Genomic DNA, 25662 nt, shown 5'->3' on the forward strand with positions numbered 1-25662 from the left:
AATGCAACCGGACAATATTCAAACAGGAGAGTTATTTACACTGCAACTGCCCTCAAAGCAGGAGAGCATTGTATTGCTCGAAAACCTGATAGAAGATATAGCCAATAAATATCACATAAGCGAAGATACCTTTGCCAACATGATGACCTGCCTTAATGAAGTGGTAATTAACGCCATTGTACACGGCAATAAAAATGATGAAAGCAAATTGGTTATCGTAAACGCCGAGGTAGATGCAAAACGTGCTATTTGGACGATTACTGATGAGGGCGAGGGTTTTGATTACAATCAACTGCCCGATCCAACAGCGGAAGAGAATTTGGAAAAGCTTACCGGACGCGGTGTGTTTATTGTTAAACACCTGGCCGATCAGTGTATTTTTAACGCTAAAGGCAATGAAGTTGAACTCCATTTTAAATATTAATGGGGTTAATCAATTTTTTTACAGAGGATATTAATTACCGGCTTAAAGACAAACTTAAACTGAAAAGCTGGATAAAAGATACTATTAAGGCCGAAGGATACCTGCTGGATGAATTGAACTATATTTTATGTTCAGACGCCTATTTGCTGCAAATAAACCAGCAGTATCTTAATCATGATACGTTTACCGATATCGTAACCTTTGATAATTCTGAAAAGGAAAAGCGCATTACCGGTGATATTTTCATTTCGGTAGAGCGAACGCAAGAAAACGCTGTTAAGTTTAACGTAAGCCCCGAAACCGAATTGCACCGCGTAATTATACACGGTGTTTTGCATTTATTAGGCTACCTCGACAAAAAGCCTGCCGACAAGAAACTGATGACCGAGAAAGAGGACTTTTATCTGACACAAAAGACTTTTTGATAGTCAGGCAATTGCAGTATCTTAGCTTTAACTAAACGGATTAAACATATGAAAATATTAGCCTTAATGCTCACGCTGCTATTCGCAGCACCCAGCTCTATTTACGATTTCAAATTGAAATCTATTGAAGGAAAAGATTTTAAATTGTCTAAGTACAAAGGTAAAAAGGTACTGATTGTAAATACCGCCTCTAAATGCGGCTATACCCCTCAGTACGCCGAACTGCAAAAACTGGCCGACCAGTATAAAGACAAACTAGTAGTAGTAGGCTTTCCGGCCAACAATTTTAACGGTCAGGAACCCGGCACCAATACCGAGATACAGCAATTTTGCCAGAAAAACTATGGCGTAAATTTTCCGCTGAGCGAAAAAGTAAGCGTAAAAGGTGATGATATAGCACCGCTGTTTAAATACCTGACTACCGCCGAAAACCCTGATTTTACCGGCGACATCAAATGGAACTTTGAAAAGTTCCTGATTGACGAAAACGGCAAGCTGGTTCACCGCTACCGTTCCAATGTAAAACCATTATCTCCAGAGATAACCAGTCAGTTATAAAGATATTTGAAAGGCGCTTTTTAAGCGCCTTTTTTGTTAACTCATGAATTATGTCATCTGAACTAACCCAAAACGCTATACAATCCTTTGACGAAAACTTTTGCTCTTATCTTGAATATCATCTTACAAGAACGTTTGCAAACAGTTCTCATAAAGCAGTTAATAGGCTGTGGTGCGATGGTATTGCGATGCCTTATGATAGCAAACAGCTTACTCAACAAAACGTACATTCAACGCAGACTATTACAACAAAAGCTTGGATTGGTCTTAGCGGACAGGATGTTTATGAGATGACCATCAAATTAGGGCCTACTGCAGTAGAGAGACATAATCAAAATCTAAGTTTAATAGATTGCTTACCTGACGAGAGGTCATTTGATTGGATAAGTTTAGATTTTGATACTAAAATCATTGTCCTAGAGCTACGCTAAAAGCAAATTTTAAAAATCCTGCCTTAATGCAACTAAACAAAACAAGGTGCTTAGTCAAAGCACCTTGTTTTGTTATTTTATTATATTTTGTATTTAAGATACCATAACTGTTTTCCCCGTTACTGTAGCCGTATTCTTACTAGCAATAGTACCTACATAACGCCATTCTGACTTCGCTTCAGTGGCAGTGAAACTAGCCATAACGTATCCTTTGCGCGAGGCATCCAGATATTGCAAATCATCTATCAGTAGCGTAATGGCATGTTCAAAACCAGCCACGGTTTGTGGGTTGCTGCCAAATATGGCTTCAAAGCCCGGTGAGGTTACTGATGCAGTGGCAAATTCTACACCCGCTTTTTGGCCGTTAACGGTCGACAGGTCGGAGTACCAGGCATTGTGGGTATCACCAGCCAATGAAATTAACTTTTTACCAACAGCTGCTGCATAAACCATTTCCCGCTCGGCGGGGTAACCATCCCATGCATCCAGGTTATAAGGTAGCACAGTTTGTACACGGGCTTTTTCGGCAGGAGTAAGTGTAGGGTCGTTTTGCAGCAGGCGGGTTTTAATAGTTACCAGTTGTGTAACCAACACGTTAAATTGTGCCAGCAAAGCAGCATCGGTAGTACCATTAGCAATTTGTGCTACAAGCAATAACAACTCGGCAGGCATATACATTTTTCCCATTAATACCTGGTTGCCCAGCACCTGCCATTTCGCTGTATTGCTACCCAGTTTACCGGCGAGCCATGTACGTTGCTCCTGCCCCATTATGGTGCGCTGCGGATTTTGCCAATCGGCCAGAAAACGTGTAGTATTCAAACCAGATTCTGTTAAATAACTGGCATAACTTAGCTGTTTATCGCGCCCAACAATACGCGTGTCCAGCATAATCAGGTTCACAAAGCCAGCTATCTCAAAATTGCGGTAAATTTTGGCGTTATCGGTTACGCGGGCCGGCAAGTACTCGTGCCATACTTGTATAGCGCTTAGTTTACGGATATTATAGTCACCTTCATTAGGCTGATGGTTTTCGGCACCATCTTTATAGGCATCATTAGCCACCTCATGATCATCCCACACGCAAATAAATGGTTTAAGTTGATGGGCTTTTTGCAGCTGTTCGTCGCTACGATACTGTCTGTAACGCTGGCGATAGTCCTCTAACTTAATAATTTCGCCAGGCGGCTGATGTTCGCGGTGTAGTGCAGTTGTGTTAGAATTGGTACCGTATCCGCCAGCCTGGTATTCATAAATATAATCACCCAAGTGCACTACAACATCGGCATCCGATTCGGCCACGGCGCCGTATACGTTAAATAACCCTGCCTGAAAATTGGCGCATGATACCACAGCCATCTTCACTTCGGCTGCTTCTCCGGCCGCTGGCAGCGTTTTAGTTTCGCCAATAACAGACATAGCCTGCGTTTTCTCGTTCCGGAAACGGTAATAGTACTTTGAGTTAGATGTAAGCTTGCTTACATCTACATGCACGGTATTATCGCTATTGCTGTCTACCTCAACCGATTGGCTGGCTACTACATTTTTAAAGTCCTTATCACGCGCTACATCCAGTATGATGGTAGGCTTGCCGGATTCTTGCTTGGCTGGGGTATAACGCGTCCACAAAATAACACGATCTTGCGATGGATCAAAGCTTGCTACACCCTCATTAAACCCCTGACCTTCGTAAGTTTCATTTTTATCCTTCTTACAACTGGTAATAGCTGATGGTAACAACACCGCTCCCGCACCAGCAATTACTGAATTACGTAAAAAATGGCGGCGACTTAATTTTTGAAGTACATTTTCTTTACTCATGTTTAGGCTTTATATTGAGTACTAAGCTAACTGGCTAAAGTTTCCGATATATAAAGTTATTGTAAATGTTAAATCAAATTACCTAACGAGAAGATAATTGCCTTATAGTTAATTTATTGTGAAGTTTGTTCAATAAAGTATTTACGAAAGCTAGCTTTTTGAGGTATAACTATTGAATAGGAGGTAAAAAAAGACGCTTGGTAAACCAAGCGTCTTTTTAATCAGTGTGTTATATCGGTCAAAGCTCCGTTTTGTCTTTCAAATATTTGATAATGAATTTATCATATACCTCAATTCCCTTTTGGTTTAAATGCTTTCCATCTTTTTGATAAAGACTATCGGGCAAATTGAGCAGCTTATTTGCGTTATAATAAGTTCCGTAACTGCTAATGAGCGAATCAATCTGATGATTATTCTTCCTGGTTAAATATTCGGTTTTTTCAACAGGTCCCTGCAGCAAAATATATTTAACATGATTTTCATTCAGGTAAGCGATGGTTTGCTCAAATGCTTTTAACTGCATATCATCCACTTCCATAGCATATGGCTTAATTACCGCTGGGGCTTTGTATGGATCTTGCGGAGCAGGCTGAACTGATCCGCCTTTTATGTAATCACCGTAACTTTTTACCATTGGCTCTGTATAAGAGTTATTTTTAAAAAAAAGCTGCCGGTACATAGAGTACAATAGCGTATTGTACACCCTGATGTTATTCACTTTTATCGCCATTTGCAGTAAATCGGTTCCAAAAGGCGCATTAGATGCCAAGTCTATAGCCGATTCGACACCTGGATTATTAAACAAATCGGGGTGTACATCAAACAACACCACTTTGGGTTTAAAACGATTGATATAGCGTTTAGCCAACAGCTCTGTTTGTATAAACGACTGTGCCGGCGAACCTAAGTTGAATGCTTTGTATTGACTTTGATTAAAAACACGTACATCATATCCCATAAAAGCACGCGAACTGCCCAGTATTAAAATATCCAGATTTTTAGTAGTATCCGCATCTTTTAAACGGGTATACATGTAACCCTGACTGGGCATATTATAAAATAAGTTCTTTTTCCACCGTGGCGAAAGATGGTCGCCTGACCATAATAAAACAGCAGTGTAGCCAATTACGGCTACTATTACAAACAACAAGAATTTTATCAGAAACCGTTTCATATCAGAACTGAAAGTAGATAAAGTCGATTTTACCGGTAGACATGTACATACCAATGCAAAACAGGATAATGGTATAAAAAGACCACTTTACGGGACGCGGCCAACGGATATAAAAGTTTTCTAATGCAAAATTAGATTCCCGGCCTATCCACTCTACCACAAACATTAGCGGAATTAATATATTCAACGCCGATACTCCCAAGTGCGGCCGAGCTTCGTGACCCGAAACAAATATCCGCTGAATGTACATTAAGGCATCGGCACAGGTAGGGGCTCTAAAGAAGATCCAGGCAAAAGTTATCAGCGTAAAAGTGAAAACCATTTGGAACAGTTCCTTAACAGATGGCAAAAGCTTTCCCTGTGCTACTGTATTCAAACTTTTCCGGTTAGTTTTAAAAATAACAGATGGGATGATGAATAAGGCATTTAAAAAGCCCCAGATAATGAACGTCCAGTTAGCGCCGTGCCAAAAGCCGCTTAGTATAAAAATAATAAAGGTATTACGTACCTGTTTGCCCAAGCTTACCCGGCTTCCGCCCAAGGGTATGTACACATAGTCTCTAAACCAAGATGACAGCGAAATGTGCCATCTGCGCCAAAACTCGGCCACGTTGCGCGAAAAGTAAGGGAAGGCAAAGTTCTTAATCAAATCAAAGCCTAGCAGCCGCGCTGTACCCAGGGCAATATCCGAATAGCCCGAAAAGTCGCCATAAATTTGTATGGAAAACATCACAGCACCCATCACCAACGCCATACCGTGATAATGCTGATAATCGGCAAAAATTTTGTTGGCAAAGTCAGCACAGTTATCGGCAATCACAATTTTCTTGAAAAAGCCCCATAAAATTTGCCTTAGGCCAGATGTAGCCTTGTTGTAATTAAACTGACGGGGCTTTTCTATTTGGGGTAATAAATGTGTGGCCCGTTCTATTGGTCCGGCTACCAGCAGCGGAAAAAAGCTTACAAATAACGAGTATTCAACCGGGTTAGTGGTAGGTTTGGTTCGGTGATAATAGATATCAATAACGTATGATAAGCCGTGAAAGGTATAAAACGAAATACCTACCGGCAGCAAAAAATTTAAAGACGAGAAATGAGCATGGTAATTAAAGAAGTTTAACCCGTCTGCTACGGAATTGATAAAAAAGTTATAGTATTTAAATATACTTAAAAACCCCAGGTTAATACCAATGCTGGTAACTAACCAAGCTTTCCTTACCCTGCTGTTTTCAGAATTATAAATGCGCAGGCCTGTGTAATAATCCAAATAGGTAGAAAAGGCTAATAGAAACAAAAACTTCCAGCTCCAGCATCCATAAAAGAAGTAACTGCAAATGAGTAAAAAAACGTTTTGTACCTTATAGTTTTTGTTTAATACAAACCAGTAAATAATAAATACAACTGTGAAAAAAATTAGGAAGTAAAACGAGTTAAATAGCATAGAAATATCGCAATTCTTCTCAAACTTACTCAATTATAACTATTATATGTAATCTGTTACTTAATTGAAATAATTATAAATAATAGTCTATATAACTACATTTATAATAACTTAATACCAATAATACCAAGGGTTAATTTATTGTCGTTATAGTTTTTTATTTTAGTTTTACTTCATTTTAATAAGAAAAGGCCCGGTTTTCCGGGCCTTTTCTTATTATTGTTGTGCTTCTTTACTTGCTTTTTCCTGCTGCTCCCTCTGCTCCTTCTCTGCCTTTTTACGAGCTTTCTCCTGTTCTTTTGTTTGCTTTTCCTGTGCCTTGCGGGCCGAATCTATTTTTCGTTGCTTTTCTTTCTCTTTATTTTTAAAGAACCCTCTTAACAAAAAGTTGTGCTGAGCAGCTTTTAAATCCTCATTCAAAGTAACAGTAGTTTTGTTGGCATTATGAATAGTAGTTTTAGCTGAGGATACTGTAGTGGCTAAATCGCGTGCAATCTGGTCATTCCGTAATAATTTACCTATAGAACCTTTGCCTTGGTTAATATCGCGCACAATCTCGCCCAGGTTGCTGGTCAGCATCTCGGCATTATCGGCCACCTTAGTTAGTTTGTTGATAATTTTATCTACATCCAGCGGGTTCACAGCGGTCAGCTTATCACCATTCTCTACAATCTGGTTACTGGTTGTACCGCCCGGACTAATAACCACTAGCTTGTCGCCCATCAAACCATCGCTGCCAATGCTTACTTTAGAGTCTTTTTTAATGAATTTTTTAACATTATCGTTTAGGGTAAGATCAACCTTTACTGTAGTGTCTGATATGATATTAATACCTTCAACCACACCTACATTGATACCGGCAAAACGAACGTTATTGCCCACCATTAATCCGTTTACGTTTTTAAACACACCGTAAACCCCGAAAGTGGAATTGAACAAGCTTTTTTGGCTGCCAATAAGAAAGATACCGAGAAAAACGGCAGCTAACCCGGCAGCTACAAATAGCCCTATTTTTATTTTTTGTGAGGATGTTGTTTTCATATGTCTATGTATCCAGAAAATAAGATTTAACAAATTCGTTGTCTGACTGCTGTAGCTCGTCAAATGTGCCCTCGGCCACATACTCACCGTCGCTCATAATCAGCACCCGGTCTGAAGTGATGCGTGCGCAATCCATATCGTGCGTAATGATGATGGATGAGGTTTTAAACTTCTTCTGCATATCCAATATCAGCTCGCTGATCTCACGCGAGGTGATGGGATCCAAACCGGTTGTCGGCTCATCATACAGCATAATCTCGGGCTTTACAATGAGCGTGCGGGCCAGCCCTACCCTTTTACGCATACCGCCCGATAGGTCTGACGGCATTTTGTCGATAGCTTCGGGTAAGCCTACGCCTTCCAGTACTTCCATTACGCGGCTATCCAGCTCGGCTTGGTCTTTAATTTTGAGCACACGGGTTAGCGCAAATTCCATGTTTTCGCGTACGGTCATGGAATCGTACAAGGCCCCGCTCTGAAACAGAAATCCTACCTTGGTGCGCAGCTCTTTCAGTTCATCGTTATTCATCTCAGGCACTTCCTTACCGAATACTTTTACCATGCCCTCATCGGGTGTAAGTAATCCGACGATACATTGTATAGTTACTGATTTACCCTGTCCCGAACGACCAAGCACTACTACGTTTTCGCCCCGTTTCAAGGTGAGGTTAATATTTTTGAGCACTTCTTTAGCACCAAACGACTTTTTAAGACCTTTTATCTCAATCACCGTTTCATCGGTCATGTCAGTATTATTGCCGGCCTTGCGTTTTACAGGTTGTTTTACAGGCGCGTCCATATCAATAGTATAAAAGGTTAGTAATTTGCACGGCCATCATATCAATAAAAAAAATCCACAACGATGCGGTAACTACGGCTGAATTGGCAGCTATGCCTACGCTTTCCGTTCCTTTATCGGACGTATAACCTTTATAGCAACCCACAAAGCCTATAGCAAAACCAAAAAATATAGTTTTTATCAATGCAGGCATGTAATCGGTAAAATCCAATGCGGCTACACATTTGGTGAAGTATAGTTTAAAACTAATGTCGTCGGTAAAATTCAGGGCAAAGTAGCCACCAAACAGCGAAATAACATCGCCCAGCATAGCCAGCAACGGCACCATAAAACTGGTAGCTAATATGCGGGTAACCACCAGATACTGCACCGGATTAGCGCCCGACACCTCCATTGCATCAATCTGCTCAGTAACTTTCATACTGCCCAACTCGGCTCCAATACTGGAAGCTATTTTACCTGCGCAAATGATGGCCGTAATAACCGGACCGATCTCACGGATAACCGCTACTGACAACGTATGCGGCAACATACTTTCGGCACCAAACTCAACCAGCGTTGGGCGCAGCTGTAATATAAGCACCAGCCCCATAATAAATGAGGTAATGCCCACCAGTGTAAGCGAACGGTAACCGATTTCGTAACACTGACGTATAAACTCCGACCACTCAAAGCCGCCTCTGAAAACGTTTCTAAAAAATCGGGACAGGAACACGGTTTGATCGCCTACGCTTTCTAACCACTTCTTCCACCCGGAGGAACTGATAACTTGTTCTGCCATAAAATTAATTATCTAATTACTTAGACTGGATACCTGTTTGATCACTGGTTCATCAACTATTCTAGCTAAATAGCGACGGTTTTTATAACATGGGTACTTCAATTATAAGTACACGCGACTGCGCTTTGGTTATAATGGTAAATGAACTTGTATCATAAACACCAAGCGCATCTCTTTTGTTTAATACCTGGTTGTCAATTTCGGCTTCGCCTTCCAATAAAAACACATAAGCACCATTACCGGTAAATTGTATAGGGTAATTAATTTGCTGCCCTTGCTCAAATTTACCAATAGAAAATACCGCATCCTGGTTAATTTTTAAAGTGCCGCTGCTACCATCTGGCGTTAATAATGCTGTAAGCTGATTAATGTTGTAAGCATCAGTAAAGCTTTTTTGCTGATAATTAGGCGACACATTTAGCACCTTAGGATAAACCCATATTTGCAGCGAGTTGGTTTCTTCTGTAGCCGACGGGTTAAACTCGGAATGTGATACGCCGGTACCTGCCGTAATAATTTGCACCTCGCCGGCTTTGATGATACCGTCACCACCTACATTGTCTTTATGTTCTAAAGCACCTTTAAGCACCACGGTGATAATTTCCATGTTATCGTGCGGATGCGCTCCAAAGCCCTTGCCAGCACCGATAAAATCATCGTTCAGCACACGCAGTGCGCCAAAGCGAATACGTTCGGGGTTATAATATGGGCCAAAGCTGAACGAAAAGTTAGCGTTTAGCCATTCCGATTGGGTATTACCACGCAGATTGGCCGGATGAAAAACGGTTTTCATGAAGCAGGTGTTATATATGCGTTTAAACAGGCAATTTTGATACCATAAATTAAGTTTCCGTACCTTTGCAATACAATAATCAACACATGGCAAACAAGGCAGTTATAGCGGGTGCAAGCGGATTAGTAGGCAGTGAGTTGCTAAACCTGATTTTGCATGAAAATTTTTATGACGAAGTGCTGGTATTGGTGCGAAAAGAACTACCCATACAGCACAAAAAACTGGTGCAACTGGTGGTTGATTTTGACCGGTTGGACAATCATGCCGCCGCTATAAACGGCCATGCTCTGTTTTGCTGCCTAGGCACTACCCAAGCTAAAACACCAAATAAAAACCAGTACCGCAAAATTGACCATGACTACCCGGTAGAATTGGCACAGATAGCTTTATGGAACCATATGAAGCAATATCACTTAATATCTGCTATTGGGGCCAACGGCGAATCGAAAACTTTTTATCTTCGCCTGAAAGGTGAAACAGAAGCCGACATTGCACATACCGGCTTAAAAACCATACATATTTATCAGCCTTCGCTATTGGTGGGCACCCGTAAGGAACACCGGCTGGGCGAGCGCATTGCTACCGCTGTGATGAATGTTATTGATCCGCTATTGATAGGCGGCCTTAAAAAATATCAAAGCATTAAAGCGGCTACCGTGGCCCGGGCCATGTACAAACAATCATTAAACACCGACGAAGGTTTGTTTATTCATCCTTCCGATCATATTAAACAATTAGCGTGAGCACTTATTTATCAGCAGAAAATTTAGGTCATTCTTTTCATGACCATTGGCTATTTCGTAACCTGACTATCGGCATTAACCGCGGACGACGCGTGGCTTTAGTGGGTGTAAACGGTGCCGGCAAATCTACCTTGTTAAAATTGCTTTCGGGCAAAATAGCACCTACCGAAGGTAAGGTAGTTAGTGCGCGCGACTTGCGACCTGGTTACTTGGAACAGGATCCGGCTTTTGAAAAAGGTCACACCATCAGCGATTATATTTTTCATAAAGATAACGTGCAGCAACAGTTGATTCTGAAATATGAGCAACTGTTGGAAAACGATCCCAATAATGAAAAGGCCATTGAAAAGGTAACCGAAGAACTGAGCGCCATTAACGCTTGGGAATACGAGTACAAGATCAAGAATATTTTAGGCCGGTTAGATATTCATAACCTGCAACAGCATATTGATACGCTATCAGGCGGGCAAAAAAAGCGTTTGGCATTAGCTAAACTGCTGATTGAGGACCCAGATGTATACGTGTTGGACGAGCCTACCAACCACCTGGATATTGACACCATTGAGTGGCTGGAGAAATTGCTGACCGAAGGTGCCAAAACCATTTTGATGGTAACGCACGACCGTTACTTTCTAGATAATGTTTGCAATGAAATTATTGAGATTGAACGTGGAAAGATTTTCAACTTTAATGGCAACTACCAATATTACCTGGAAAAGAAAGCTGAACGTGAAGCCAATAATGAAGCACAGTTTCAAAAAAACAGCAACCTGCTGAAAAAGGAACTGGAATGGATGCGCCGCCAGCCACAGGCCCGGGGTACCAAATCAAAAGCCCGTATTGATGCGTATTACGATTTAGAAGAAAAAACTAAAAATGCCGGCCCGAATGCCAAGGTAGAATTAAGCGTAAAAACCGCACGCCAGGGCAACAAAATCATGGAAGTGCATCACATTGGCAAATCCTTCCAAAACCGTTCTATCATCAACGATTTTAGCTACGTTTTTAAAAAAGGCGACCGCGTAGGTATTGCCGGTAAAAACGGTGCCGGTAAATCAACCTTGTTAAATATTTTCACAGGCATAGTTCAACCTGATACAGGCGTGATTGAGAAAGGTGAAACTACCGTAATTGGTTATTTTAACCAGCAAGGTATTACTTTTAAGGATGATGAGCGGGTAATTGACGTGGTAAAAAATGTAGCCGAGTATATCACCATGGCCGATGGCAAAACCATCTCAGCAGCGCAGCTACTGACGCTGTTCCTGTTTCCGCCGGCACGCCAGTATGGCTTTATCCGTGATTTGAGCGGGGGCGAAAAGAAACGTCTACACCTGCTCAATATCCTGATGAAGAATCCAAACTTTTTGATCTTGGATGAGCCTACCAACGATTTGGATATTGATACGCTGAACGTTCTGGAAGACTTTTTATTAAGCTATACCGGTATTTTGCTGATGGTATCGCACGACAGGTATTTATTGGACAAGCTAACCGACCAACTATTTATTGTGGAAGGCAACGGCCAAGTAGATGTTTATAACGGCAATTACTCGTCTTGGCGCGTTGAGCAGGAAGAAGCCAAACAAGCTGCCAAGCAAAAGGCCGCAGCACCGGCACCTGTACAAGCTGCCCCTGCGCCGCCAAAAAAGAATAAGCTATCCTTTAAAGAACAAAAAGAACTGGAAACTACCGAGACAGAGATTGCCCAGCTGGAAACTAAAATAAAAGAGCTAACTGAACAGTTGAACACCATCTCCGATCATCAGCAAATCATGAGCATATCTGCCGATATTGAAAAGCTGAACAATACGCTGGATGAAAAGAGTATGCGGTGGATGGAATTGACGGAGTTGAAAGAAGGATGATAGCTTAAGGTAATACTTTAATTCATTTATAGCCTCTGCTGTATGAGCATTCGTCTGCTCATTGCCGCAGGGGCTATTTCTTTTGTCATAGCCACAAAAAGAAACAAAAAGGCCTAGCTCTCGCGACCCCTGTCTGCCCACCCAGCCCTATGCTGGCCCCGGCGCGATAGCAAGCCTCTGCGCTTCTTTCTTTTCTACTTACTTTATCATTCAATGTTAAGCACTGTAAGAACAACTTAGACAAAAAGAATCGGCATTAGATTTTTGCGGCAACCACTGTACTAAGTATTAGCAATGTCCAGAGTAGGAAAAATCTCTGGCCGAGAGCCTTTTTCTTTTGGTTACTTTTCTTTTTTGCGGTAAAAAAGAAAAGTGACTTCCACAGGTTGTGGTACAAGAACATCCCTATCCTAACAAAGAGCGAAAAGGAGTTAAAGCACTAAAGCCAACAAACGCCATTAACCATAAACATTTTACCCCAAAATCTCCCTAATGTCATCAGCCGACAGCGACTTGATAAAGCTTTCTTCGGTAGTGATTAATGACCGGGCCACGCTCAACTTACGTTGCTGCAGGGCCAATATCTTTTCTTCAACCGTATCTTTAGTTATAAACTTATAAATAAACACGTTTTTAGTTTGACCGATGCGGTGTGAGCGGTCAATTGCCTGTTGCTCTACAGCCGGGTTCCACCACGGATCGAGGATGAATACATAGTCGGCCTCGGTAAGGTTTAGGCCGACGCCGCCGGCTTTGATAGAGATCAAAAATACCTGCGTTTTGGCATCCTGCTGAAAGCGTTTCACTACCTCGCCACGGTTTTGCGTGCTGCCATCCAAATAAGTATACTTGATGCCTTGCTTGTCAAAATAATTACGGTAAATACCTAATTGCTTTACAAACTGAGAGAAGATGAGCACTTTGTGGCTACCATCCAACACGTTGGCTAAAGTATGCACAACGTTCTCAAACTTGCCCGAGTCGCCTTCATACGTCTCGTCTATCATGGCAGGGTGATTAGCAATCTGACGCAATTTCATCAAGCCTTGCAGTACCTGTATCTGGCTTTGGGCAAAGGTGCCGTCTTCCAGGCTTTGCAGCAGCTCGTTGCGGTATTCCGATTTAATTTTTTCGTACACGTTGGCCTGCTCATCACTCATTTGGCAATACAACAACTGCTCTGTTTTAGGCGGTAGTTCTGTAGCTACCTGCTCTTTGGTACGGCGAAGCACAAAAGGTTTGATAAGGGCTTGCAACTTGTGAGCTTTATCTTCATCTTTCTTCTTTTCAATAGGCGTTACAAACTCGTTTAAAAAGAATTGCTGATTACCCAACAAACCAGGGTTGATGAAAGACATCTGCGTCCATAAGTCATTCACCGTATTTTCAACCGGTGTACCGCTCAATATTAGCTTGTGCCGTGATTTGAGCTGCTTAACGGCTTGGTATGATTTAGACGAAGGATTCTTGATATTCTGGCTCTCGTCCAGAATAATATAATCAAAAAAGAAATTCTTAAACAATTCTACGTCAATGCGGCTGATGCCATAGGTAGTAACCACCACATCATAATTGCCAAACACATCTGCCGATTTGTAGCGGAATGCACCGGTGTGTACCATCATACGCAACTGTGGAGTAAACTTACGCGCTTCGTTAATCCAGTTATATATAAGCGACGTAGGCATAATCAGCAGCGAAGTGCTTTTGGCGCCTATAGCCTCCGTATCTTCCTTGTTCTTTTGCAGCAGGGCTAAAGTTTGGATGGTTTTTCCAAGCCCCATATCATCGGCCAAGCAGCCGCCAAAGTGATAGTTTTTTAAAAAGTGAAACCAGTTGTAGCCTGCCTTTTGATAAGGGCGCAAACTACCGGCAAAGTTTACCGGCGGCTCCACATCCTCTAACTCTTCAAAATCGCTTAGCTTTTGCAGCTTGCGGTTCATAGTAACATTAGCCAGTTCACCTTCGGCCAAATCATTTACCAGGCCGATATGATGCTTGCGCAGCTTCAAATCTTTGTTGCCCTCGGCAAAGTTGAGCAGGTTGCCGTATTGCGAAAACCACTCTTCGGGTATTACGGCAATTTCACCCGATGGCAGTACAAATTCCTTTTTACGGTTAAGAATATGATTCTTCAACTCAATAAAAGGCACTTGATAGGGTCCAAAGTGCACAATAGCATGAATATCAAACCAATCGTTGTTTTCTTTTACCTGTAAATCTATTTTGCTGTTGCCAAACAGGTAGCGTTTTTGGCCCTCCGGCTGTTCAATTTCAAAGCCGGCAGCCAGCAACTGGTCGTGGTGCTGGTTAAGCCATTCAAACACCGAGAAAGCACGGTCTACCTCTTCTCCATTCTGCTTTACCTCCAGGTTTTGGAAAAGGGATGAAGAAGTGGTTAGGCCCATATCCTCCAGCTGTTGCAGTTTGTTTTTTTCCCAAATTACCGACCGTTTAATGCGGTGAAACAGGTAATCATCCCCATTACGTTCTATCTTTACCGAAATCTGTCGGCCATCACCATAAGGGAACACATAACCTGCATATTTAAAATACAGTTGTAATTGAGATATGCCGCCTTCAACATAAATTGGTTTTACTACCGGTACTGCCTCATATTTTTCGGTATTAATAGTAAAGCCCTCAGCATGTACGTGATGTTTTTCTATCAGCGGCGCAACAAACTTTTCAAAATACGATTGCTCTGAACTACGCGGAATAGCAATGTAGCGTTTGTTTAAAAAAGGCTGCAGCTTTTTGCCCTCCAAATCGCGGTCAAAGTAATAAAGCCTGTCTTCTACCATCAACCATGCCGGACGGTTGCAGATAATCTCGGCATCGCGAAACATGAACTCTATTTTCTGATTCTGGAATTTGATGGTTGGATAATACCGTATCTCCTCCTCATTGCGTTTAAAATGGAACAGCACGGTGGCCGCCTCTTCGGCAATATTGAGTTCACGGCCGGCCGGGTAACCCTCTTTGCTCATCAAAAATATTCTTTTGTTGTGCATCAGGTTAAATGCCTCGGCCATCTTTTTATCTATTCTAGGCCGAATAACATCGTACAGCTGGTCGTTAAATATCTTGCTGAAAAATTCGTACGGGCGCACGGGCTTTTTATAATACTTTTTAATGATGTTGCCTTGCTCAATATCTTCCAAAAGCTTAATCAGCTTCAGGTCGGTATCATCAATACAATGGCTGAACTCCTTTGCGGTGTTTGAAAAAAGGCGCTGGTGCGTAAGCGAGAATTCCCCATTCGGATTAAGCTGAACAATGTGTGGCTCAATCAAATAAGAAAGATACTCGTGACGCGCAAGCGAATAAATAAGCTGGCAGGGTTTGCTGCTGTCAACACGTAGCATAAGTTCCGATCAAAAATTTTAGGAAGCTACATCAACAAAAATTTCAAACGTAAACAGAAAATGTAAAAAATAAAAGCGCAGCTGAGTAAATATTAAAAATTTAATGTTCTATTAATTTAATAGAGTAAAACGCCATCTAAATTTAATTATTAATAATTTGTAGCAGATGGAAATCAATCCTCGTACTATAAAAAAAGCCTAATATGAATCACAAGCCACTCAACATCTGTTCATTACTCCTTTTTTTATGCATGTGCCTTTGGCTAAGCAGCTGTAAAAAAGATGCATTACAGGTTGAAGAAGAGAAAGAATATTTACAGACTAACGCATCTCCTATAGTTGACCCTATGTTCAGTACCGCTACTCACTTGTTGTTAAAACCTGGCAATATTGCTTATATCAATCCGGGTGGTGATATTATGTGGGATGCCACCTACAAAATAAGCGGTAAAAAGCTAACTGTTAAAATGAAAGATAGTGATAGTCAGTTTAAATTTACTATTGTTTCGGAAGAAGAACTGCACGGGCAAGACGGTGAGGTATTGAAACTGGTAAAAAGGTGATATACGTTCTGGGCTACACCTTTATACAACCTTACTATATTTGCCGCTTGTTTTACCAACATTACAAGTATGAAAAAGCAAAGTATAAAAGCATGGGCTGCCTTTTTAGCGTTTACTATACTGTTGTTTACAGGCAAAACCTATTCACAAACGTCCGGACACGATTCTAGAAATGTGTGGCGCTTGGGCATAGGTGCAGAAGCCGCTATTCCAACCGGCAATATGCGCGATTTATCACACATTGCTGTTGGCGGTACCGCCCGTTTACAGTATGATATCAAAGGCACAACATCTTTAACGCTTACCTCGGGCTATTATAATTTTTTTGCGCGGGAATATGTCGTTCGTCCTGATTATGCTATTATACCTGTAAAAGTTGGCGCAAAAGTATTTTTTGTACCTCATGCCTATATCATCGGCGAAATTGGTGCCGGCTTAGAAACCAAAGAATATTATGGTAAAAACACCAAGCTGATTTTGGCACCGGGTGTTGGCTACGCTACCAACTCCGGGGTAGACATAGGCTTACGTTACGAAAACATATCGGGCGGCAGTACCCCCGATTTTGGTATGGTTGCTTTACGGATAGCGTATGGTTTTAGATTGTAACTGAAATTCGATCTTTCACAAAGCGGAGTATCTAAAAATCAGATACTCCGCTTTTGTTTATATAATATAAGCATCGATGTAACTTTCAGTGAGATATCACGTAAAAGCACCCTTCTGATTAGTAAATTATTGAATTACCCTAAAATGAGTCACATTATTTCTGTACAACAAGCCATGGCTGCACCTAAACTAAGCCTGGTTGGCAAAACGGTTAACTTGGTAAACTGGGAAATCTCAGAAGTTAGATTTTTTGTATCAGTCATGAACTGGCTGGATGATAACTTTTATTACATGCTTAAAGCAGAAGCCGAAAGCCTTACCTTTTTTATATTTCATGCCAAATAAAGCTTAGTCGCTTTTCAGAATCTTTTTCGCCGGTTATAATTATTGCAGAATAACGCTGTATCTGTTTGTGGTTTGCCCTGCCTTGCTATATTTGCTGCAAACGCTTTTCCGGTTCATGAAAAAACTTTTACCGTTTGTACTATCGGCCTGTATATTGTAACAAGCCAAGGCACAGGTTACGCCTTTTGAAAAAGATAAAAACTATACTGCCACCTATGCCCAGGTAATGGCTTATTACCCGCAACTGGTTAAACAATATCCTAAACAATTGCGCCTGTTTAATTATGGCAGTACTGATATAGGCAAGCCCTTAACACTGGCCGTACTTTCAAAAGATGGCGTGTTTGACCCGGCACTCCTCAAAAAGCAAAACAAGCGTGTAATTTTGATCAATAACGGCATCCACCCCGGCGAGCCCGAGGGTATTGATGCCAGCATGATGCTGGTTCGCGACCTCTTGAGCAAGAATCAGCTGCCCAAAGATGTTGTAATATGCTTTATTGCGGTATATAATATCGACGGTAGTTTAAATCGTGGCGTATCACGCATCAGCCAGAATGGGCCGCGAGGGTATGGCTTCAGAGGCAATTACCGCAATCTGGATTTGAATCGCGATTTCATCAAAGGCGACAGCCGGAATGCGCTGACCTTTATGCAAATTTTGAACACTTGGCAGCCCGAAGTATTTTTGGACAACCACACCAGCGACGGGGCCGATTACCAGTACGTAATGACGCTTATTGAAACGCAGAAAGATAAGCAGCACCCGCTACTGGCCGATTACACGTCTAAAACCCTTTCGCCCGAGCTATACAAGCGCATGGCCGCCAGCGGTTATGAAATGATTCCTTATGTGGAAAGTGAAAAAGCTACGCCCGATTCGGGTATTGTAGCTTTTTTGGAAACGCCGCGCTTTTCTACCGGGTATACCGTACAGCACAACATCATCAGCTATGTAACCGAAACACATATGCTGAAGCCGTACGATAAGCGCGTATGGAGCACTTACTACTTTATGCAGCACCTGATTGACATTTGCCAACGTGACGCCCCAAAAATTGGCAACCTAAAACGGCAAACCGATGCGCAGGTACAGCAACAAAACACCTTTGCCCTAAACTGGGCACTGGATGAGGAAAAGTACGACATGATACCTTTTAAAGGTTATGAAGCCGGCTACAAGCCCAGCGAAATTAGTGGCCTTAACCGCTTGTATTATGACCGCAATAAACCTTACACCAAAAACATTAAATATTACAACACTTATAAGGCTACCGCTTTTGCCGATAAGCCGTTGGCTTATGTAATACCGCAGGCCTGGGGTAAGGTGATAGATTTGTTTAAATTAAACAAAGTAGCCATGCACCGCTTAAAGCATGATACCACGCTGAGCCTGCAGATGTATTACATTACGGATTATAAAACCAGCCCGCGACCTTATGAAGGGCATTACCTGCACAGCGGCGTGAAGCTGAACCCGGTTGATACCAAAGTCAAGTTTTATGAAGGTGATTACGTAGTATACACCAACCAACCCATTAACCGCTATATTGTAGAAACACTGGAACCGCAGGGCGTAGATTCTTTTTTTGCCTGGAACTTTTTTGATTCGTATCTGGGCCAAAAAGAGCATTATTCTGATTACGTATTTGAAGATATTGCCGCCGCTTACCTGAAACAGCATCCCGAACTGCAAAAACAGCTGGAAGCCGAAAAGACAAAAAACCCACAGCTGGCCAAAAGTGCTAGCGCACAGTTAGAATATGTGTACCGCAACTCAGAATATTTTGAAAAAACATACCTTCGCTACCCGGTAGGTCGTTTACTTACCGACGTTAAACTCGATTTTCAATAAATGGAAGAACTTTTAATAGCGGCCCCGGTGGCCTCTGTGATATTTGTGATTACTATCATTTCGTCGCTTTTCGCTTTCTCGAACGAAAATGCGCTTTCACAAATGATTCTGCATCCCTACAGCGTTTCGCGCGGTAAACGGGTATGGACAATCATCACCAGCGGCCTTATCCATGGCGACTGGATGCACTTAATTTTTAACATGTTCTCTTACTTCTTTTTCGCTTTTCAGTTAGAGATCAGGTTAGGGCATTGGCAGTTTGGTGTGCTATATATTGTGAGTTTAATTCTGAGTGACCTGCCTTCGGTTTTTAAACATAAAGAAGATTACCGTTATTACAGTTTAGGAGCATCTGGTGCTATTAGTGCGGTAGTATTTGGCATTATTTTGTTTGATCCGATGATGGAAATTCAAATATTTCCAATTCCCTTCCCCATTAGGGCTATACTTTACGGTCCACTTTATTTAGCTTATTGTATTTACGCTTCTCGTCAAAACAGGGATAACATTAATCACGACGCCCACTTTTATGGCGCGTTAGCTGGTATTATGTTAACGCTGCTATTGCACCCTGGCGTAGTGCGAGAATTTTTTCATGGATTAGGGTTAAGCTGATTTAAGGTACTTTTTAAAACCAGTAATAGCCCTTTATTGCGTTAGGGGTGGCAGCGGATACCGGCCTGGTGGCTAAGGCCTGCAGGCATATGAGCGGATAGCCCGGCCCGACAGGAAACGCCATAATGAGTTTTCAGTTGTACGCTGTCTGATTCTTGGGTGAAATAACTTTAAATTTTATCCGTTTGTTATTAAATGGCGATACCCCTATCATAGGCATGTCTATTTCTTCCTTTACCAAAATTTATATATTTACTTTTCTGCCAGCCTTTTCTAATTAAAGAAAGCTAACAACAATGAATAAAATCAGCTGTTTATTGCTACCGGCTGCTTTACTTTGCAGCTATAGTTACGCACAACGTATGAATATTAAACCCACAGCCTACCCGCAAACGGCTAAAGGCAATGTAACCGATACCTACTTTGGCACTGAAGTGCCCGACCCATACCGCTGGCTGGAAGATGACCAGGCCACCGATACCAAAGCCTGGGTGGTAGAACAAAATAAGGTAACACAAAGCTTCTTGAATCAGATTCCTTATCGTGAAACTATCCGAAAACGCTTGGAAACCCTGTGGAATTATGAGCGCTACAGCGCACCATTCCACGAGGGCAAGTATACTTATTTTTATAAGAATGACGGGTTGCAAAGCCAGGCTGTGCTGTACCGGCAAACCGAAGGCGGCCAGCCCGAGGTATTTCTGGACCCTAACAAGTTTTCTAAAGACGGCACCACATCACTGGCAGGCGTAGCGTTTAGCAAAGATGGCAGCTTGACTGCTTACCAGCTATCAGCCGGAGGGTCGGACTGGACCAGTGTGGTAATTATGCGTGCCGAGGATAAAACAGTAGTAGGCGAAACCCTGCACGATGTAAAATTTTCGGGCCTGGCCTGGCGCGGCAACGAGGGTTTTTATTACAGCAGTTACGATAAGCCTAAAGCCGGTAGCCAACTATCAGGTTTAACACAATATCACAAGCTGTACTTTCATAAGCTGGGCACACCACAAAGCCAGGATATACTGGTATTTGGCGGAGAGCAGACGCCCCGGCGCTATGTGGGTGCCCATTTAACCGAGGATGAGCGTTTTTTGGTGATTACCGCGGCTAACTCTACTACCGGTAATGAACTATACATTCAAGATTTATCACAACCCAGCAGTCAGATTGTAAATCTGGTCAATAACTTTGATAACGTGCACGAGGTTGTAGCTAATGAGGGTGACAAGCTTTACATACATACCAACTTATATGCACCTAATTATCGCCTGGTAACGGCCAACATTAGCAACCCGCGCTCCACTACCTGGAAAGACCTGATTCCACAAACCAAAAACGTGCTGGAGGTGACCACTGCTGGTGGTAAGCTGTTTGCACAATATCTGAAAGATGCTACGGCATTTGTGCAACAGTATGATATGAATGGCCATCTGGAACATACTGTAGAATTGCCATCAGTAGGTACGGCATCAGGCTTTAGCGCTAAGAAAGAAGAAAAAGACATTTACTACACGTTTACCTCCTATACCTATCCGTCTACCATATTCAAATACAATGTGGCTACAGGTAAATCAGAAGTATACAAACGTTCGGGCGTGCAGTTTAACCCAGAGTTGTATGAATCTAAACAGGTGTTTTATAACTCTAAGGATGGCACCCGCATACCGATGATTATCACCTATAAAAAAGGCACAGTGCTAAACGGGCACAACCCTACCTTATTGTATGCCTACGGTGGCTTTGGGGTTAGCCTAACACCCGCTTTCAGCACCTCCAACATTATTTTGCTGGAGCAAGGCGGCATTTATGCCGTACCTAATTTGCGAGGCGGCGGCGAGTATGGCGAAACTTGGCACAAGGCCGGCACTAAGTTGCGCAAGCAAAATGTATTTGACGACTTTATTGCCGCGGCCGAATACCTGGTTAAACATAAATATACTTCAAAAGAATTTCTGGCCATTGCAGGCGGCTCAAACGGCGGCCTGTTGGTGGGTGCTACCATGACCCAGCGGCCCGATTTGTGTCAGGTAGCTTTCCCGATGGTGGGCGTAATGGATATGCTGCGCTATAACCAGTTTACTGCCGGTGCGGGCTGGGCTTATGATTATGGTACGGCACAGGATGGTGAACAGATGTTTCAGTACCTATACCACTACTCACCTTACCATGCCTTGAAACCAGCCGATTACCCGGCCACACTGGTCACTACTGCCGATCATGACGACCGCGTAGTGCCCGCTCACTCCTTTAAGTTTGCGGCCCGTTTACAGGAATATCAACAAGGCCCAGCCCCTGTACTTATCCGCATTGAAACCAATGCCGGCCATGGTGCAGGCCGCTCTACCGCCCAGGTAATTGGGCAGGAAACGGACAAATGGGTATTTATGTTCGAGAATATGGGTGTTGGGTATGATGGCTTGTAGGAATGGATTATATATTAAAAGAACCTTTAATTAGCTATCTTACAGAAAAGCGGAACGCCTTTTCGGGAAACCAGCTTGCAAACAAGTTAAGAAATGAGTTTCCTAACGCAATCCAAGACATAATTATCGACAAAGCCAGATACAAAGTCGTTGGCTCTCCTGGAAAAGGGAATTGGACAGAGTGCCCTTGGATAGCAATTCTAGATAAACTAATTACAGAGACACCACAGTCTGGGTATTATCCAGTTTTTTTGTTTAAAGCGGATATGACTGGCGTTTACCTTTCACTTAATCAAGGTGTAACTGAGATAAAGGATAATTATAAACGGGATTCAAAAAACGTGCTTAAACTACGAGCTTTGGATTTCCGCGCAAAGTTAGATATCAGTCCGCAAGATTTGCTTGAAATAGATTTACAGTCAAACACGTCCAATGCTAAATTATATGAAGCTGGCAATATAGTAGCTAAGTATTACCCAGTTAATGCATTACCCAATTTAGAAAAACTTAAGGCAGACTTATTTAGATTCATTAATTTATATGAAGAGTTAACTTTCAATGACACACAGTTAAATGAAGAAAGTACGCTATCAGCTGTCGAAAAAAAGCAATATAGACTTCACTTTAGAATAGAAAGAAATACATCTATTTCAAAAAAAGTAAAATTAGCAAAAGGTTATGTTTGCGAAGCTTGTGCTTTTGATTTTAAATTAATGTATGGAGAAACAGGTAAAAACTTTATAGAAGCGCATCACTTAAAACCAATATCATCATTGGGAATTGGAAAGTTCCAAATTAATATAAAAACAGACTTTGCTGTATTATGTAGTAATTGTCATAGTATGATTCATAGATTAAAAGACCCAAGTGATTTAAATAACTTAAGGGCAATCATCACAAAATAAAAAAGGCCACTCGGTTGAGTGGCTTTTTTTATTTGATTAATCTATTTCTTAGTGATGTCCATTGCCGCGGCCGTTGTTCCAGCCATTGTGGTTACCGTTGTTGGTTTTACGCACTACAGTTTTGGTTTTTACTGTTCTAGTTCTGGTATTACCGTTCCAGTGGTTCCTGTATTTCACATCGCGGCTGTCGCGGATAATGGCTTGGCCACGACGACCTTTATAATTCGCGTAACGGTTACGGTAAGTTGATGCATGCTCCCATGGGTTACGATCGTTAACTACTACTTTGTAGCTGTTATACAAGTCATAATTGCGATAGCGGGCAGGCAAGCTATTTGCGTGTACCCAACGGTTGCCGCTTAAGTAAACAAACTCATGGGTGGGTACAGAGTAGTAAGTATCAATATCGGGCATATAGTAATAAGCCGCTCTGTCGTAACCTACAGGTCCCCAATCGGGTTGGCTACCAATATTTATATTTAAGCTTACTTGTGCATTTGCTGGTTTATTGAAAGCTAAGCCGCTTACTAAAATGGCTGCAGCTAATATGATCTTTTTCATAGTATCTTAAAATTTGATAGTATGACAATCATTGCTGCCGAAAAGTTTAAATTAGCAATTGTATCTGTTTGGTTACAATAGTATAAGTTAATTTTCTGCGTCTGTTTTGGCAGCAGCTAAAGTAACCTGCGGTTTGCCTATTACCTTATAGGTTCCCTCGCCTTTCAAAATAGCCAACACTTGGTTTTTATCCTGTAATATTTTAACGGCCTGGGCCATTTCTTTATCGTACTTAAAATTGGTTTCGTACCGGCCCTTTTCATAATAGTAACGGGCAGCTATTTCATTTTCAAGCACTTGCTTTATTTCGGGTTTGTGTACCTGCAAATCGTTTTTCTTGGTAGCGGCCAGCTTGTTTTTCAACGCTTCCAGCTCGGGCTGCAGTTCCGGGTATTGCTTGTCTTTTGATGCTTCGGCGCGCAGGGCGGTCAGCATTTTTTCGGATGTGGTGTTATAACTGTAATTTTTACCGGACAGAAATTTCACAAAATCATCATACTCAACATCGGTTAAAGCAAATGTTTTAGCCGGACTTATCTTAGCATGGGTGTTGCGATACTGGTTTGCATAATCGTAAGTAAGCAATTTGCCCACCAGCGTTTGGGTAATATCGGCAAAGCGCTCCTGCTTTACCGGCACATCGGGGTAAACACCACTGCCATCGTATACCGAGCGGCCGTCTTTGGTTTTAAATTCATGCAATGACGAGTCGGCCACTTTTACCACACTGCCATCATCTTTACGGTGTGCATAATCCAGCGCCTGCACGCAGCGGCCCGACGGGATAAAGTATTTGGCAATGGTAATTTTCACCAAACTGCTATATGGCAAACTGAAGGTTTGCTGTACCAAGCCCTTACCATAGCTACGCTGACCAATAATGACAGCACGATCCAAATCCTGCAACGAACCAGCCACAATTTCGGATGCTGATGCCGACCGGCCATTTACCAATACTACGAGTGGTAAATTGGGCTCAAGCGGTGTGGATACGGTGCGGTAGGTATAGTTTTTTTCTTTGATTTTTCCTTTTTGCGATACCACCTCTACATCGCGCTGTACAAACAGGTTTACAATTTTAACAGCCTCCTGCAAAATACCGCCACCGTTTGAGCGAAGATCGAGGATGATGCCATTGGGATTATTCTTTTTAAGGCTGGTTAAAGCAGTGGTTACCTCATCGGCCGAGTTTTCTAAAAACTTGTCTAGTTTTATGTAACCCATATTGCCATCAACCATACCATAATAAGATACGTTGGGCTGTTTAATCTCATCGCGGATCAGGCTTTTTTCAACCGCCGGCTCATTGCCACGTTTCAATAGCAGTTTAATGCCAGCGCCTTTGCTGCCTTTTAGCAACTGGCTTACCTGGTCACTGTTGCGACTGGTTAGTTCGATATCATTAATTTTCACCAACTGATCGCCGGGGCGGATATCTGCTTTTTGTGCCGGAAAACCTTCAAATATATCAGAGATAAATACTTTGCCATCACGCGAAAAAATGCCCGCACCGATGCCCCCATATTGTGTGCTTACGTAATGCAGCTTATAATCTTCAATTTCCGATTCGGGCACAAACTCGGTGTATGGGTCCAGCCCGTTCAGCATGGCATCTACACCGGTTTTTATCATTTTAGACGAGTTGATATCATCTACATAATTCAGGTTTACTTCTTTATATACAGATGCAAAAACATCTAAATTCTTGGATATCTGAAACAAATCGTCTTTAAAGCTCCAAATGCTGGTGGCTAATAACAGGGTGCCTGCCGCTAAGGCTGCTTTGCGATAAATGTAATGCTGTGCCATACGCCGTGTATCTCTCTCTGCTGTAAAGTTTAAAGATAGAAAAAAGCCCTTCTGTTTTAACCGAAGAGCTTTATTTTTTACAGCCTGTTGTTATCAATATTTACCAACGCTTTTTTGAGGGTAAATATTATGTAATTCCTATCGCGGTTTACCAGTTTTGCCAGGTGGTCAATCAACGTATCTTCCTGACCTTCGGCATACTGCAAGTCTTCGTTGGTTAACTCGCGGTATTTGCGTTGCAGCTTAATTTTTACCCGTTCCCAATCTTTATTATTAATAGTAATCTCAGTCATAATAAGTTAACCTGTTA

General features: G+C 42.0%; 24 protein-coding genes. 13 read left to right on the forward strand and 11 right to left on the reverse strand.

Features of this window, described 5'->3' with window-relative positions:
- The first annotated feature begins 1 nt into the window (after position 1).
- The 4 genes from GPM24_RS05450 to GPM24_RS05465 are packed head-to-tail and all read left to right on the forward strand — an operon-like array spanning position 2 to position 1838.
- On the forward strand, positions 2-424 hold the full coding sequence (locus tag GPM24_RS05450) for an ATP-binding protein (protein WP_158825708.1): 423 nt from the start codon (positions 2-4) through the stop codon (positions 422-424).
- Complete coding sequence (gene ybeY, locus GPM24_RS05455) at positions 424-849, forward strand: rRNA maturation RNase YbeY (RefSeq protein ID WP_158825709.1); 426 nt, start codon at positions 424-426, stop codon at positions 847-849. The genes GPM24_RS05450 and ybeY overlap by 1 nt, the downstream gene beginning before the upstream one ends.
- Positions 850-897: 48 nt before the next feature.
- Complete coding sequence (locus GPM24_RS05460; RefSeq protein ID WP_158825710.1) at positions 898-1407, forward strand: glutathione peroxidase; 510 nt, start codon at positions 898-900, stop codon at positions 1405-1407.
- Between the two features lie 50 nt (positions 1408-1457).
- Positions 1458-1838 (forward strand): hypothetical protein, encoded by a 381-nt coding sequence (locus GPM24_RS05465; protein ID WP_158825711.1) that lies wholly within the window; start codon positions 1458-1460, stop codon positions 1836-1838.
- Between the two features lie 93 nt (positions 1839-1931).
- Here the strand turns inward: GPM24_RS05465 and GPM24_RS05470 are convergent, their stop codons facing one another.
- The 7 genes from GPM24_RS05470 to GPM24_RS05500 form a co-directional block, all read right to left on the reverse strand.
- The gene (locus tag GPM24_RS05470) at positions 1932-3659 is read right to left on the reverse strand and encodes an alkaline phosphatase D family protein (RefSeq protein WP_158825712.1); all 1728 of its coding nucleotides are present in this window, start codon (positions 3657-3659) and stop codon (positions 1932-1934) included.
- Positions 3660-3897: 238 nt separating this feature from the next.
- The gene (locus GPM24_RS05475) at positions 3898-4833 is read right to left on the reverse strand and encodes a hypothetical protein (RefSeq protein ID WP_158825713.1); all 936 of its coding nucleotides are present in this window, start codon (positions 4831-4833) and stop codon (positions 3898-3900) included.
- 1 nt (position 4834) lies between these two features.
- The gene (locus GPM24_RS05480) at positions 4835-6100 is read right to left on the reverse strand and encodes an MBOAT family O-acyltransferase (protein WP_233268739.1); all 1266 of its coding nucleotides are present in this window, start codon (positions 6098-6100) and stop codon (positions 4835-4837) included.
- 390 nt (positions 6101-6490) lie between these two features.
- Complete coding sequence (locus tag GPM24_RS05485; RefSeq protein WP_158825714.1) at positions 6491-7315, reverse strand: MlaD family protein; 825 nt, start codon at positions 7313-7315, stop codon at positions 6491-6493.
- 4 nt (positions 7316-7319) lie between these two features.
- The gene (locus GPM24_RS05490) at positions 7320-8114 is read right to left on the reverse strand and encodes an ABC transporter ATP-binding protein (protein ID WP_158825715.1); all 795 of its coding nucleotides are present in this window, start codon (positions 8112-8114) and stop codon (positions 7320-7322) included.
- Between the two features lies 1 nt (position 8115).
- Positions 8116-8895, reverse strand: coding sequence for an MlaE family ABC transporter permease (locus GPM24_RS05495; RefSeq protein WP_158825716.1), 780 nt, complete (start codon positions 8893-8895; stop codon positions 8116-8118).
- Between the two features lie 82 nt (positions 8896-8977).
- Positions 8978-9688 carry a pirin family protein gene (locus GPM24_RS05500; protein ID WP_158825717.1) on the reverse strand — a complete coding sequence of 237 codons (711 nt, stop codon included), beginning with the start codon at positions 9686-9688 and terminating at the stop codon, positions 8978-8980.
- A gap of 86 nt (positions 9689-9774) precedes the next feature.
- Between GPM24_RS05500 and GPM24_RS05505 the strand changes: the two genes are divergently transcribed.
- Both GPM24_RS05505 and GPM24_RS05510 read left to right on the forward strand, forming a co-directional pair.
- Positions 9775-10431, forward strand: coding sequence for a Rossmann-fold NAD(P)-binding domain-containing protein (locus tag GPM24_RS05505; RefSeq protein ID WP_158825718.1), 657 nt, complete (start codon positions 9775-9777; stop codon positions 10429-10431).
- Positions 10428-12299, forward strand: coding sequence for an ABC-F family ATP-binding cassette domain-containing protein (locus GPM24_RS05510; RefSeq protein WP_158825719.1), 1872 nt, complete (start codon positions 10428-10430; stop codon positions 12297-12299). The genes GPM24_RS05505 and GPM24_RS05510 overlap by 4 nt, the downstream gene beginning before the upstream one ends.
- A gap of 473 nt (positions 12300-12772) precedes the next feature.
- Here the strand turns inward: GPM24_RS05510 and GPM24_RS05515 are convergent, their stop codons facing one another.
- Positions 12773-15667 carry a DEAD/DEAH box helicase gene (locus GPM24_RS05515; RefSeq protein ID WP_158825720.1) on the reverse strand — a complete coding sequence of 965 codons (2895 nt, stop codon included), beginning with the start codon at positions 15665-15667 and terminating at the stop codon, positions 12773-12775.
- 203 nt (positions 15668-15870) lie between these two features.
- On the opposite strand from GPM24_RS05515, the gene GPM24_RS05520 reads away from it, so the two are divergent.
- The 7 genes from GPM24_RS05520 to GPM24_RS05550 all read left to right on the forward strand — a co-directional run bounded on the left by GPM24_RS05520 (position 15871) and on the right by GPM24_RS05550 (position 22982).
- A complete protein-coding gene (locus GPM24_RS05520; protein WP_158825721.1) occupies positions 15871-16230 on the forward strand; it encodes a hypothetical protein in 360 nt (119 codons plus the stop codon).
- A 69-nt stretch (positions 16231-16299) separates the two neighbouring features.
- Complete coding sequence (locus GPM24_RS05525) at positions 16300-16839, forward strand: hypothetical protein (RefSeq protein ID WP_158825722.1); 540 nt, start codon at positions 16300-16302, stop codon at positions 16837-16839.
- Between the two features lie 144 nt (positions 16840-16983).
- Positions 16984-17184, forward strand: coding sequence for a hypothetical protein (locus GPM24_RS05530; protein ID WP_158825723.1), 201 nt, complete (start codon positions 16984-16986; stop codon positions 17182-17184).
- Between the two features lie 226 nt (positions 17185-17410).
- Positions 17411-19039: a M14 family zinc carboxypeptidase gene (locus tag GPM24_RS05535; RefSeq protein WP_158825724.1), complete on the forward strand. Its 1629-nt coding sequence runs from the start codon at positions 17411-17413 to the stop codon at positions 19037-19039.
- The gene (locus GPM24_RS05540; RefSeq protein ID WP_158825725.1) at positions 19040-19654 is read left to right on the forward strand and encodes a rhomboid family intramembrane serine protease; all 615 of its coding nucleotides are present in this window, start codon (positions 19040-19042) and stop codon (positions 19652-19654) included.
- A gap of 296 nt (positions 19655-19950) precedes the next feature.
- Positions 19951-22077, forward strand: coding sequence for a prolyl oligopeptidase family serine peptidase (locus GPM24_RS05545; RefSeq protein WP_158825726.1), 2127 nt, complete (start codon positions 19951-19953; stop codon positions 22075-22077).
- A 2-nt stretch (positions 22078-22079) separates the two neighbouring features.
- Positions 22080-22982 (forward strand): MrcB family domain-containing protein, encoded by a 903-nt coding sequence (locus GPM24_RS05550; protein ID WP_158825727.1) that lies wholly within the window; start codon positions 22080-22082, stop codon positions 22980-22982.
- Between the two features lie 48 nt (positions 22983-23030).
- Here the strand turns inward: GPM24_RS05550 and GPM24_RS05555 are convergent, their stop codons facing one another.
- The 3 genes from GPM24_RS05555 to GPM24_RS05565 form a co-directional block, all read right to left on the reverse strand.
- Entirely contained in the window at positions 23031-23543 is a 513-nt protein-coding gene (locus GPM24_RS05555; RefSeq protein ID WP_158825728.1) for a hypothetical protein, read from the reverse strand.
- A gap of 87 nt (positions 23544-23630) precedes the next feature.
- Complete coding sequence (locus tag GPM24_RS05560; protein ID WP_158825729.1) at positions 23631-25352, reverse strand: S41 family peptidase; 1722 nt, start codon at positions 25350-25352, stop codon at positions 23631-23633.
- A 77-nt stretch (positions 25353-25429) separates the two neighbouring features.
- Positions 25430-25645: a hypothetical protein gene (locus tag GPM24_RS05565; RefSeq protein WP_158825730.1), complete on the reverse strand. Its 216-nt coding sequence runs from the start codon at positions 25643-25645 to the stop codon at positions 25430-25432.
- Positions 25646-25662: the final 17 nt, after the last annotated feature.

This window comes from Mucilaginibacter lacusdianchii (genome assembly GCF_009770985.1).
GTDB lineage: Bacteria > Bacteroidota > Bacteroidia > Sphingobacteriales > Sphingobacteriaceae > Mucilaginibacter > Mucilaginibacter lacusdianchii.

What these genes read in the sequence shown, in the direction of transcription:
- GPM24_RS05450 (WP_158825708.1), top strand. Translation starts at nt 2, where the DNA reads ATGCAACCGGACAATATTCAAACAGGAGAGTTATTTACACTGCAACTG.
- ybeY (WP_158825709.1), top strand. Translation starts at nt 424, where the DNA reads ATGGGGTTAATCAATTTTTTTACAGAGGATATTAATTACCGGCTTAAA.
- GPM24_RS05460 (WP_158825710.1), top strand. Translation starts at nt 898, where the DNA reads ATGAAAATATTAGCCTTAATGCTCACGCTGCTATTCGCAGCACCCAGC.
- GPM24_RS05465 (WP_158825711.1), top strand. Translation starts at nt 1,458, where the DNA reads ATGTCATCTGAACTAACCCAAAACGCTATACAATCCTTTGACGAAAAC.
- GPM24_RS05470 (WP_158825712.1), bottom strand. Translation starts at nt 3,659, where the DNA reads ATGAGTAAAGAAAATGTACTTCAAAAATTAAGTCGCCGCCATTTTTTA.
- GPM24_RS05475 (WP_158825713.1), bottom strand. Translation starts at nt 4,833, where the DNA reads ATGAAACGGTTTCTGATAAAATTCTTGTTGTTTGTAATAGTAGCCGTA.
- GPM24_RS05485 (WP_158825714.1), bottom strand. Translation starts at nt 7,315, where the DNA reads ATGAAAACAACATCCTCACAAAAAATAAAAATAGGGCTATTTGTAGCT.
- GPM24_RS05490 (WP_158825715.1), bottom strand. Translation starts at nt 8,114, where the DNA reads ATGGACGCGCCTGTAAAACAACCTGTAAAACGCAAGGCCGGCAATAAT.
- GPM24_RS05495 (WP_158825716.1), bottom strand. Translation starts at nt 8,895, where the DNA reads ATGGCAGAACAAGTTATCAGTTCCTCCGGGTGGAAGAAGTGGTTAGAA.
- GPM24_RS05500 (WP_158825717.1), bottom strand. Translation starts at nt 9,688, where the DNA reads ATGAAAACCGTTTTTCATCCGGCCAATCTGCGTGGTAATACCCAATCG.
- GPM24_RS05505 (WP_158825718.1), top strand. Translation starts at nt 9,775, where the DNA reads ATGGCAAACAAGGCAGTTATAGCGGGTGCAAGCGGATTAGTAGGCAGT.
- GPM24_RS05515 (WP_158825720.1), bottom strand. Translation starts at nt 15,667, where the DNA reads ATGCTACGTGTTGACAGCAGCAAACCCTGCCAGCTTATTTATTCGCTT.
- GPM24_RS05520 (WP_158825721.1), top strand. Translation starts at nt 15,871, where the DNA reads ATGAATCACAAGCCACTCAACATCTGTTCATTACTCCTTTTTTTATGC.
- GPM24_RS05525 (WP_158825722.1), top strand. Translation starts at nt 16,300, where the DNA reads ATGAAAAAGCAAAGTATAAAAGCATGGGCTGCCTTTTTAGCGTTTACT.
- GPM24_RS05530 (WP_158825723.1), top strand. Translation starts at nt 16,984, where the DNA reads ATGAGTCACATTATTTCTGTACAACAAGCCATGGCTGCACCTAAACTA.
- GPM24_RS05535 (WP_158825724.1), top strand. Translation starts at nt 17,411, where the DNA reads ATGGCTTATTACCCGCAACTGGTTAAACAATATCCTAAACAATTGCGC.
- GPM24_RS05540 (WP_158825725.1), top strand. Translation starts at nt 19,040, where the DNA reads ATGGAAGAACTTTTAATAGCGGCCCCGGTGGCCTCTGTGATATTTGTG.
- GPM24_RS05545 (WP_158825726.1), top strand. Translation starts at nt 19,951, where the DNA reads ATGAATAAAATCAGCTGTTTATTGCTACCGGCTGCTTTACTTTGCAGC.
- GPM24_RS05550 (WP_158825727.1), top strand. Translation starts at nt 22,080, where the DNA reads ATGGATTATATATTAAAAGAACCTTTAATTAGCTATCTTACAGAAAAG.
- GPM24_RS05555 (WP_158825728.1), bottom strand. Translation starts at nt 23,543, where the DNA reads ATGAAAAAGATCATATTAGCTGCAGCCATTTTAGTAAGCGGCTTAGCT.
- GPM24_RS05560 (WP_158825729.1), bottom strand. Translation starts at nt 25,352, where the DNA reads ATGGCACAGCATTACATTTATCGCAAAGCAGCCTTAGCGGCAGGCACC.
- GPM24_RS05565 (WP_158825730.1), bottom strand. Translation starts at nt 25,645, where the DNA reads ATGACTGAGATTACTATTAATAATAAAGATTGGGAACGGGTAAAAATT.